The organism is Streptomyces sp. NPDC037301, from assembly GCF_055602785.1.
The window spans coordinates 42443-53009 of the sequence record NZ_JBVJWD010000008.1; the positions used below are offsets into that span (position 1 = coordinate 42443).

9 protein-coding genes are annotated in these 10567 nt (G+C 69.0%); 7 read left to right on the forward strand and 2 right to left on the reverse strand.

Translation table 11 applies throughout. The features are described from left to right. Positions 1 to 277 precede the first annotated feature (277 nt). Complete coding sequence (locus tag ACZ7IB_RS15460; protein WP_470912973.1) at positions 278 to 1738, reverse strand: APC family permease; 1461 nt, start codon at positions 1736 to 1738, stop codon at positions 278 to 280. A gap of 246 nt (positions 1739 to 1984) precedes the next feature. On the opposite strand from ACZ7IB_RS15460, the gene ACZ7IB_RS15465 reads away from it, so the two are divergent. From ACZ7IB_RS15465 to ACZ7IB_RS15475, 3 genes are all read left to right on the forward strand, one after another. Continuing rightward, a complete protein-coding gene (locus ACZ7IB_RS15465; RefSeq protein ID WP_470912974.1) occupies positions 1985 to 3433 on the forward strand; it encodes an aldehyde dehydrogenase family protein in 1449 nt (482 codons plus the stop codon). A gap of 101 nt (positions 3434 to 3534) precedes the next feature. Beyond that, entirely contained in the window at positions 3535 to 4950 is a 1416-nt protein-coding gene (locus tag ACZ7IB_RS15470; protein ID WP_470912975.1) for an NAD(P)/FAD-dependent oxidoreductase, read from the forward strand. 84 nt (positions 4951 to 5034) lie between these two features. Beyond that, on the forward strand, positions 5035 to 5568 hold the full coding sequence (locus ACZ7IB_RS15475; protein ID WP_327276970.1) for an Lrp/AsnC family transcriptional regulator: 534 nt from the start codon (positions 5035 to 5037) through the stop codon (positions 5566 to 5568). A gap of 18 nt (positions 5569 to 5586) precedes the next feature. Here the strand turns inward: ACZ7IB_RS15475 and ACZ7IB_RS15480 are convergent, their stop codons facing one another. Further along, positions 5587 to 5856, reverse strand: coding sequence for a hypothetical protein (locus ACZ7IB_RS15480; RefSeq protein ID WP_470912976.1), 270 nt, complete (start codon positions 5854 to 5856; stop codon positions 5587 to 5589). A 292-nt stretch (positions 5857 to 6148) separates the two neighbouring features. Here ACZ7IB_RS15480 and ACZ7IB_RS15485 point away from each other — a divergent pair, with 292 nt between their 5' ends. The 4 genes from ACZ7IB_RS15485 to ACZ7IB_RS15500 are packed head-to-tail and all read left to right on the forward strand — an operon-like array spanning position 6149 to position 10405. Then, positions 6149 to 7033, forward strand: a complete 885-nt coding sequence (locus tag ACZ7IB_RS15485) for an ABC transporter substrate-binding protein (RefSeq protein ID WP_470912977.1) — start codon at positions 6149 to 6151, stop codon at positions 7031 to 7033. An 8-nt stretch (positions 7034 to 7041) separates the two neighbouring features. Next, positions 7042 to 8016, forward strand: coding sequence for an amino acid ABC transporter permease (locus ACZ7IB_RS15490; protein ID WP_470912978.1), 975 nt, complete (start codon positions 7042 to 7044; stop codon positions 8014 to 8016). Continuing rightward, entirely contained in the window at positions 8013 to 8786 is a 774-nt protein-coding gene (locus tag ACZ7IB_RS15495; protein WP_470912979.1) for an amino acid ABC transporter ATP-binding protein, read from the forward strand. The genes ACZ7IB_RS15490 and ACZ7IB_RS15495 overlap by 4 nt, the downstream gene beginning before the upstream one ends. After that, entirely contained in the window at positions 8786 to 10405 is a 1620-nt protein-coding gene (locus ACZ7IB_RS15500) for an N-acyl-D-amino-acid deacylase family protein (protein WP_470912980.1), read from the forward strand. Before ACZ7IB_RS15495 ends, ACZ7IB_RS15500 begins: the two co-directional genes overlap by 1 nt. Positions 10406 to 10567: the final 162 nt, after the last annotated feature.

Consider the following 10567-nt stretch of genomic DNA (forward strand, 5'->3'; position numbering starts at 1 on the left):
CCCTCCGCCCTCCTCACTGCCCCCCTCCCCGCGTGTGGCCCGTTTCTTCCGTTCCCACGGCGGTCTTTTGGGGTTGGGGCGACGCGACACAGGGCCCCCCCCCCCCCCGTGCCGTGCACGCGTCGATGAAAGGAAGGAGTGGGTGGAAGTGGCCCGATCCGCTGGTCGAGGCGAAAAGTACACGCATGGGGCCGAGCCTAGGGGCGGCCGCCCCCTGCCCACAGGCCCCCTTTCCGCCTGATTCCAGCGCCTTGCCCGGGTACGTACGCCGCCACCGTCAGACCGGACGGTGGTCGCTCCCGTGCCGGTCCTGCACCTTGGTCCGGTACAGCCACAGCAGTACGGCCACGACCAGAACGGCAAGTGCCACTCCCAGTTCGGTGTAGCCGCCGTATCCGGTGATGGAGAAGCCGGTCGCACCCACAACCAGCACCACGGTGAGGAACCCGGCCAGCGTCCAGGCCAGGGGCACGAAGAAACGGGGCAGCCGGATGGGCCGCAGGGCGTCGGGACGGTCCTTGCGCAGCAGCGCGAAGCCGGAGACCGCCAGTACATGGGTGAGGATGTATCCCAGGTTGCCGGTGACGATGATGGCCAGCGGGGTCTGAAGCACCGTCAGCACGAAGACGTTCAGTACCAGGGCCACCAGCAGTGCCCGGGCCGGCACCCCGCGCTTGTTCAGCACCCCCACCTGCTTGATGGTGAGCCCCGCCTTGCCCATCTCGTACAGCACCCGGGAGCCGTCGGCGAGACCGGTGATCATGATGAGCAGCAGCGAGGCGATGAGGAAGACCACCATGAGGTCGGAGGCGCCGCCCACCAGGTCCTGGAAGGCGCCGACGAAGAAGGTGGTGGGTTCCTCGCCGATGGCCTTCTCACCGACGTACCCCGACAGGGTCAGCGGCAGCAGGATGAAGACGCCGAGGGAGAACAGCACACCGGCGCGCAGGGCCCGGGTGGTGTCGCGCACCGTGTCCTTGTACTCGGGGGCGAAGGTCGCGCACACCTCCACACCGAATGACGTCCACGCCATGACGTACAGCCACACCAGCGCCTCGCGCAACCCCGCGGCGCCGTGCAGGTTCCAGTGCAGGCCCTGCGCGCTCCAGTCACCGGAGAACAGCGGCAGGACGATGAAGACGGCGAGCGGCACCAGCAGCGCACCGCCGGTGACGTAGACGACCCACATGGCGACATGGAGGCCGATCATCGCGGCGCCGAACAGCAGCAGCATCACGAGAAGTCCCACTGCTATGGGGAAGTCCACTTTCACCGGCCCGAACTCCACGCTCCAGTCCTGGCCGGGGAACCACTGGGCCTGGACGAAGGAGCCGATGAGCCCGGAGTAGACGGCGAGAGCCGTCGTCCAGGGGAACCAGTAGCCGATGCTCGCGATCGGGCCCACCACGGGTGCCCGCTTCTTCCAGCCCTCGGTCGCGTAGTGCGCGATCCCGCCGGAGGAGTCGGGGAACATCGCGGCCAGTTCGGTGTAGATCCAGTTGGTCGCGGTGGCCAGCACCATCGAGGCCGCCCACAGGGCGATCGCACCCCAGGCGCCGAGGCCGCCGATGGAGGCGCCGAGCGAGGCGATGAGTGCCGCCGGCATGGTCAGCGACATCGCGAATCCGTCGAACCAGCTCATCTTCTTCGGCAGTGCCGGGGCGGACGCACTCGCCGCTCCCGAGGAGTCCGAAGGGTCCGGTGAGGGTGGGGCTGGGGTCTTTGGCTGGGATGACATGGGCTTCCCCTCAGGGTGGGCACAGACAGGAGAGTCGTTGGGGCCTGGTTATAGATGAAGCGAAAAACACCTGTCAATACTCACGAACAAGCAATGATCGACTTCGTGTTTTGCTGATTCAGCAGTCTTGACAGTTCCTGATTGCTCAGCGAGTCTCCAGTCATCGCTTCGCACCCGACCCGGGGCGGCGCGGCCCAGAGCCGACGCGCCCGTTCCCGGTCAGGAACAGGACAGAGAGGCCAACGCATGACCACCCCGACCGCCGACCGGCACCAACTCTTCATCAACGGCGCCTACACCGACGGGACTTCCGGGACTGCCCACGAGGTCATCAGCCCCGCGACGGGCGAACTCGTGGGCACCTTCCCGCTGCCCGCGGCCGCCGACGTCGACACGGCTGTACGTGCCGCGAACGCGGCCCAGCCGGCCTGGGCCGCGACCAATGTGTGGACCCGCGCCGAGCTCTGTCACCGCATCGGTACGGAACTCGGCAAGCGCGTGGACGAACTCGCCCGCCTCCAGTCCCTGGAGCAGGGCAAGCCGCTCGCCGAGTCCGTCGCCGACATCGAGGAGGCGGCCAAGCTCTTCCACCTGCACGCCGAGGACGCCGTACGGCTGCACGGCGAGACGCTGCCCTCCACCGACAACACCAAGCGGATGTTCACCTTCCAGCGCCCGGTGGGCACTTGGGGCATCATCACGCCGTGGAACTTCCCGCTGCTGATGCTCGCGGAGTTCGTCGCCCCCGGACTCGCCACCGGCAATGCCCATGTCGTCAAGCCGCCGGCCAACACCCCGCTCACCGTTCTCAAGGCGATGGAGGCGTTCGTCGCCGCCGGACTGCCCGACGGCCTCGTCAACATCGTGCCCGGCGAGGGTGACACCGGCGATGCGCTGGTACGCCACGAGGGCATCCACGCGATCGGCTTCATCGGCTCCACCGCGACCGGGGCGAAGATCCAGTCCGCCGCCGGCCTCAAGCGCTCCATCATGGAGTGCTCGGGCAACGGCCCGCTCGTCGTCCTCGCGGACGCCGATGTCGAGGCCGCTGCCAAGGCCGCCGTCGACGGCGCCTACCCGTGCGCCGGACAGGTCTGCTGCGCCACCGAACGCGTCATCGTGCACGCCGACATCCACGACGAGTTCGTCGAGGCCGTGCTGCGCGAGGCCCAGCGCATCACCCTCGGCGACCCGTTCGACCCCAAGACGGTTCTCGGCCCCCTCAACAACGAGGGCGTCGCGGCCAAGATGGACCGTCACATGGCGGACGCGCGCGAGCGCGGCGCGCGCATTCTGCTCGGCGGCAAGCGCGCTTCAGGACACCCCACGGACCTCTACTACGAGTTCACCGTGGTGGACGGGGTGCCCGAGGACAGCCTGCTGTCCCGCGAGGAGTCCTTCGGCCCGGTCGTCCCGATCATTACCGGGCAGGACGAGGACGACCTGTTGCGCATCGCCAACGACGACAAACTGGGCCTCCAGGGCGCCGTGTTCACCCGCAGCATGACCTCCGCCTTCCGCTTCATCGAGGAAATGGCCGTCGGCCAGGTCGTCGTGAACGAGAGCAACAACTGGTGGGACATCAACATGCCCTTCGGCGGCGCCGGCAGCCGCTCCACCGGCTGGGGCCGCATCGGCGGCAAGTGGACGCTCATGGACATGACCGACACCCGTACCGGCGTCATCAGTCTCTGACCGCCCCGCGCCCACTCCACTGTCCGCCGACCGGGGCCCCGACCAGCGTCGGGGCCCCGGCCCGCGCTGCCCCACCACGCCGGTAACGAGGTACCCGCCAGATGACTACCGCAGCCCCCCGTCCCACCGACCACCGCAACCGACTGCGCGACACGAAGGCCGCCCCCTACTGGCTGGACCGGCCCGAGCACCCCACACCGCTGCCCCGGCTGACCGCCGACACCACCTGCGATCTCGCCGTCGTCGGCGGCGGTTACACCGGGCTGTGGACCGCCCTGCTCGCCAAACACGCCCGCCCCGAACGAGACGTCCTCGTCCTCGAACAGAACACCTGCGGCCACGCGGCCAGCGGCCGGAACGGCGGTTTCTGCTCCCCCAGCATCACCCACGGTCTCGCCAACGGCGCCGACCGCTGGCCCACCGAGGCCCGGCTGCTGCACCGCCTGGGCATGGAGAACTTCGACGCCTTCCGGCGCGACCTGGACACCCATGGCATCGACTGCGGGTTCATACGCAGCGGCAAGGTCACCACCGCCGCCACCCCCTGGCAGGCCGAAGGGCTCAAGGGCGCCCACGCGCTCGCCCGCCGGTACGGCGAACAGACCAGGCTGCTGGACCGTGACGAACTGCGGAGCTACGTCGACTCCCCCCTCTGGACAGCCGGCCTGTGGTCCCCCGACTACGCGCTCCTCGACCCCGCCCGCCTCGTCTGGGGCCTGCGCGCCGCCTGCCTCGACCTCGGGGTCCGCATCGCCGAGCACACCGAAGTCACCGCCCTGACCACCCGTCATGCCGGCCGGGTCCGCCTCACCACCCCCTACGCCGCGGTCGGTGCCCGGCAGGTCGCCCTCGCCACCAACATCTACCGGCCGCTGCTCAAGCGCCTCTCGCTCACCATGATTCCGGTCTACGACTACGCGCTGACCACCGAACCCCTGAGCAATGACCAGCTCGCCGCCATCGGCTGGAGCGGCGAGCACGGAATCACCGACGCGGGCAACCAGTTCCACTACCTCCGCAAGACCGACGACAACCGCATCCTGTTCGGCGGTTACGACGCCATCTACCACTACGGCAACCGGGTCGAGGAGCGTCTCACCCAGCGCCCCGCCACCTTCGACATCCTCGCCGCCCAGTTCGCCGAAGTCTTCCCCGCCCTCGCCGGCGTCCGCTTCTCGCACTCGTGGGGCGGCGTCATCGATTCCACCACCCGCTTCTGCATGTTCGCGGGCACCGCCGCGCACGGCCGGATCTCCTACGCCCTCGGCTTCACCGGGCTCGGCGTCGGCGCCACCCGCTACGGCGCCCAGGTGATGCTTGACCTGCTCTCGGGCCGGCGCACGGAACGGCTCCGGCCCGCCATGATCCGCCGCCCTCCGGTGCCCTTTCCCCCGGAGCCGGTCCGCTATCTCGGCGTCGAGGCCACCCGCTGGTCCATGGCCCGCGAGGACACGCACGGCCACCGCAACCTGTGGCTGCGCACCCTGGACCGACTCGGCCTCGGCTTCGACTCCTGAGCAAGCCAGGCAGGATAGGCCCGTACGACCGAAGATCCAGGCCCGCACACCGTGGTGGGCCGTACATGAGAGCCGGAGCACAGCATGAGCACGCTGGGTGGCAGCCCCCTGGACGACACCGACCGTCAGATCATCGCCGCACTCCAAGCGGACGGCCGCCGCCCGTACAGCCAGATCGCCGAGGAACTGGACATCCCTGCCTCCTCGGTGCGTTATCGCGTCCAGCGCATGGAGGAGAACGGCACCCTCCAGATCGTCGGTATCGCCAACCCGCTGACCATCGGCTTCGACCGGTTCGCCATGGTCGGCATCCGGGTCAGGCCGGGCAGCGCCCAGGAGGTCTGCCGACGGCTGAGGGAGTTGCCCGAGACCTCCTACGTCATCATGACTGCGGGTACCTACGACGTGATGGCGGAAGTGATCTGCCGGGACACCGATCACTTCACCGACCTGATGAACCGCAGGCTGCATCACATCGACGGAGTCGTCTCGACCGACTCGTTCTTCGTACTGGAAGTGCACAAGCTGGCGTACGGCTGGGGCGTCGGCGAGGTGGACACCTCGCTGCTCGACGCCCCGCAGCCACCGCTCAGCGCCGGTCTCGACCAGCGCGCCTGAGCCGCATCGCGGGCGACATCAGCGCGTGAATCCCACGTGCACATGGTCGTGATGGGTGTCGTCGGTGAAGAACTGATTCGCCGTCGCGCCCCCGGAGCGCCGGATCGGTCCGCCGACGTCGTACGAGCCGGCCGCCGCCGCATCCCGCATCCCGCATCCCGCATCCCGCATGAAGGACTCGGTCAACCGGCGCGGTGCGGCCGGACCGACGACCGTGTGCCCGTCGATCCGCCATACGTCGAAGGCCCGGCCCGGTGGATGGTCGCTGGGCCGGTCGGTGCCGAACACGTGCAGCGGAACACGGACGTCGGGGATACCGACTCGGACGGGCCGGCCGCAGTCCGGGAGTTTGACGAGCAGCCCGTGGATCCCGCGAGCAGTCCACCGGTGCCGAGCAGCAGTGCGCGCCGGCCGCGTGGTTGTCGCATGCGTTGCCCCGTTCCCGTTCGGAGTCCTCATCCGCGGAGATTCGGACCCGTACAGATTTCGATGGTCAGGCATGAATAGCTTCATCATCTTCCATTCACCCGGGCGCGACTGCCAGCATCGGCGCACCGCCACCCCGTGAGGGAGAAATCCGATGAATCGTCCCCGTTCTCTGCGCTGTCTGGCAGCCCTGGCAGTAGTGGCTCTCGCCGCCACCGCGTGTGGCCGCTCCGGCCAGAGCGACGCCCCGTCCGGCAGTTCCTCGCAGGCCGCCGCCGGCCGGACCGCATCCGAGCTGCTCCCCGCGCAGTACCGGCAGAAGGGTGTGCTCCGAGTGGCCACCGCGGTGGGATATCCGCCGATGGAGATGTACGAGCCCGGGACCACCCGGCTCACAGGTGTCGACCCCGACCTGGCCAAGGCCATCGCCGAGCGGCTCAAGCTGAAGCTCGAACTCACCAATGCCGCCTTCGACGGGCTGATCCCCGGTCTGGAGTCCGGACGGTTCGATCTGGTCATGTCGTCCATGACGGACAGTGCCCAGCGGCGCCAGGCGGTCGACTTCGTCGACTACTTCCGCACCGGCGGCGTCATCATGACGAAGAAGGGCAACCCGCAGGGCATCAAGTCCCTCACGGACCTGTGCGGAAAGACCGTCGTCCTCGCCAAGGGCAGCTCGAACCTCCACATCGGCGAGGAGCAGAACGCCAAGTGCGGGGAGAAGATTCGGATCTCACAGAGCGAGGACGCGCCGACCGGGCTGCTGCAACTGGACAGCGGACGCGCGGTCGCAACCATCGTCGACTATCCCGTCGCCAGGATGTTCACAAAGAAGAGCAGCGCGTACGAGGTTCTGCCGACACAGTACGGCACCGCCCCCTGGGGCATCGCGGCCGCGAAGAGCCAGGGCGGATTGCGCGATGCCGTCCACAAGGCCCTGCAGGAACTGATCGACAGCGGCGGTTACAAGAAGATCCTCGACACCTGGGGAGTCGGCGACAGCGCCGTGCCCGAGGCCACCGTCAACGACGGGCAGTGAGTACGGACATGACCTACCGCAAGATGCCCGGCGCCGCCCTCGGTGCGGCACCGGCAGCCGCCGCACCGGATGCGACACCCCCGGAGGAGGACCTCTCCCTCCAGGTGACCCGGCGCCCCCGTCCCGGGCGCTGGCTGGCCGTCCTCGCCGCCGCACTGTTCGCGGTGTGGCTCGCCTACACCGTCATCGTCAATCCCAACCTGCACTGGGACATCGTCGCCAAGTACCAGTTCGACGGTGTGATCCTCAAGGGCCTCGGGGTGACCATTCAGCTCACGCTCGTCTCGATGGCTCTCGGCATCGTCATCGGGGTACTCGTCGCGGTGATGCAGCTCTCCGACAGTCCGGTTCTGCGTCTCACCGCCGGTGCCTACACCTGGTTCTTCCGGGGCACCCCGCTGCTGGTCCAGCTCATCTTCTGGTTCAACCTGGCCCTGTTGTTCCCGGTGATCAGCATCGGTGTCCCGTTCGACGGCCCGAAACTCATCAGCTGGCAGTCCAACCAGGTCATCACCGGCTTCGTGGCGGCCCTGCTCGGCCTCTCCATCAACGAGGGCGCCTACATGGCCGAGATCGTGCGGGCCGGCATTCAGAGCGTGGACCCCGGCCAGCGCGAGGCGGGTGCGTCCATCGGCATGTCGAACCGTCAGATCCTGTCCCGGATCATCCTTCCGCAGGCGATGAGAGTCATCATCCCGCCGTTCGGCAACCAGTTCATCTCCATGCTCAAGACGACCTCGCTGGTCTCGGTCATCGCGGGCGCCGATCTGATGACCGTCTCCCAGCACCTCTACCTCGCCAATTTCGAGGTGGTGGCGCTGCTGATGGTGGCTTCCCTCTGGTACCTGGTGCTCACCACGATCGCGAGCATCGGCCAGCATGCCGTCGAACGCCGCTACAGCCCGGGCGCCGCCCCGCCGCTGCGGCGCAGGGTCCTGGCCAATCTCGTACCCGGGCGTGACAGGAAGGAGGCAGCGGCATGAACGAGGTGATCCTCAGGGCCCGTGGGGTCCGTAAACGATTCGGTGACACCGAGGTGCTGAAGGGCATCGATCTCGATGTCCGCAGCGGAGAGGTGCTGTGTGTCATAGGCCCTTCCGGGTCCGGGAAGTCGACACTGCTGCGCTGCTTCAACCACCTCGAGCAGATCGACGCGGGGCGGGTATGGATGGACGGTGAGCTGATCGGCTACGAGCAGCACGGCCCGTCCGGGCGTGTCCTGCGCGAGCGGCGCCCCCGTGACATCCGACGGCAGCGGGAGCGGATCGGCATGGTGTTCCAGCGGTTCCACCTGTTCCCGCACCGCACAGCGGTGCAGAACGTGATGGAGGGGCCGGTCGCCGTCAAGGGCCTCTCCCGTGCGCAGGCCGAGAAGCAGGGCCGGGAGCTGCTGGATCACGTCGGTCTTGCGGACCGGGCGGACCACTACCCGGGACAGTTGTCCGGCGGGCAGCAGCAACGCGTGGCGATCGCCCGCGCACTGGCCATGGAGCCGGCACTCATGCTCTTCGACGAACCCACCTCCGCTCTCGATCCCGAACTCGTCGGCGAGGTCCTGGGCGTCATGCGCGACCTGGCCCGCAGCGGTATGACGATGGTCGTGGTCACTCACGAGATGGGCTTCGCCCGCGAGGTCGCCGACCGTGTCCTGTTCATGGATCAGGGTGCCGTCGTCGAAGCCGGGACCCCGGAGGTTCTGTTCACCGACCCGCGGCACGAGCGCACGCGGGCCTTCCTGTCGACGGTGCTGTGATGGGCCGCCCACTGGATCTTCTGCTGCGCGGCGGCACACTCGTCGACGGAACCGGCGCACCCGCCAGGGACGCGGACATCGCAGTGACGGACGGACGGATCGCCGTACTCCCCGCCGGCACCCCGGCCGCTGCGGTCGAGACCCTGAACGTGACCGGCCAGGTCGTCACTCCCGGCTTCATCGATGTGCACACGCACTCCGACGCCCTCGCGGCACCGCACGGCGCCGACGGCACCGCGGAGCCGGTCGACGACCTTCGCCTCGCACCACTGCTGCAGGGCGTCACCACGGAGATCTGCGGCAACTGCGGGACGAGCCTGTTCCCTTCGCTGCCGGAACGGCTGCCTTCACTCGCCGAGCATCTCAGAGTGACGTTCGGGCTCGGAGCTGTTCAGCCCGCGGTGGACTTCGACGCATTCGCCGCCGGACAGGACCCTGCCCTGCGCCGCACCCACATCGCCTCGTTGGTCGGCCACGGCACGCTGCGTGCCGGGGTGATGGGCTTCGAGGCCCGCCCGCCCCGGCCCGACGAGCTGGACACCATGTGCGCGCTGCTCGACCGGGCGCTCGGCCAGGGTGCGGCCGGCCTGTCCACGGGGCTGATCTACCCGCCGGGCACCTACGCCGACACCGAGGAGATCGTCGCGCTGGCCGCAGTCGCCGCGCGTCATGGCAAGCCCTACGTCACCCATCTGCGCGACGAGATGTCACAGGTGGAGACCGCCCTGGAGGAAGCCCTGGAGATCGCGGTGCGCTCCGGCGCCCCGCTGCAGATCTCCCACCACAAGACCGCGGGCCGCCACGCCTGGGGCGCCACACTGCGCACCCTGCCCCGCCTCGAACAGGCCCGTGCCGAAGGCGTGGACGTGCTGTGCGACGTCTACCCGTACACCGCGGGCAGCACCGTTCTGCACGCCATGCTGCCACCGTGGACGAGCGAGGGCGGTATCGGCGCCCTGCTGGAACGGCTGCGCCGGGCCGATACGCGCGACCGGATCCGGATGGACATCGCTCAGGGCGTCAAGGGGTGGGAGAACACCGTGGGCAACGGTGGCTGGGACCTCATCACCGTGGCCGCCGCGCAGGCGCACCCGGAGGCCGAGGGCCGCAGCATCGCCGACCTCGCCGCCGGGCGCGGCGTCCACCCGGTCGACTACGTGTGCGACCTGCTGCTGGCCGAGCAGGGCGAGGTGACCATCATCAGCCATTCCATGCGCGAGGACGACGTCCGGCGGGTGCTCGCCAGCCCGCTGTCGATGATCGGCTCGGACGGAGTCCCAAAACCCGGTCGCCCGCACCCTCGTTGGGCGGGAAGTTTCGCCCGCGTACTCGGCCACTACGGCCGCGACCAGCAACTGATCCGGCTGGAGAACGCGGTGCACAAGATGACCGGTCTGCCGGCCCGGCGGTTCGGGCTCACCGGCCGCGGCGTGGTCCACGACGGCGCCCTCGCCGATCTGGTCGTCCTCGACCCGGCGTCGGTACGTGACACCGCCACCTTCGACCGGCCGCTGCTGGCCCCCGAAGGCATCGATACCGTCGTGGTGGCGGGGCGGGTCGCGGTAAGGGGCGGCTGCCCGACCGCGGCGCGGGCGGGAGAAGTGGTGAGGATCCGATGAGTCTGGCCCAGGTCGCGGCGGCGGCGCGGCGCTCGGCAGCGCTGCCGCTCACCCTGGCCGTCGCCACCCGCGACACCCACAACAGAAAGAAAGGGGGGGGGGGCGAACACACCACGCCTCCCGTCTTGGTCGCCCTTCGACTGCTTTTGCTCTCCCCGGTCC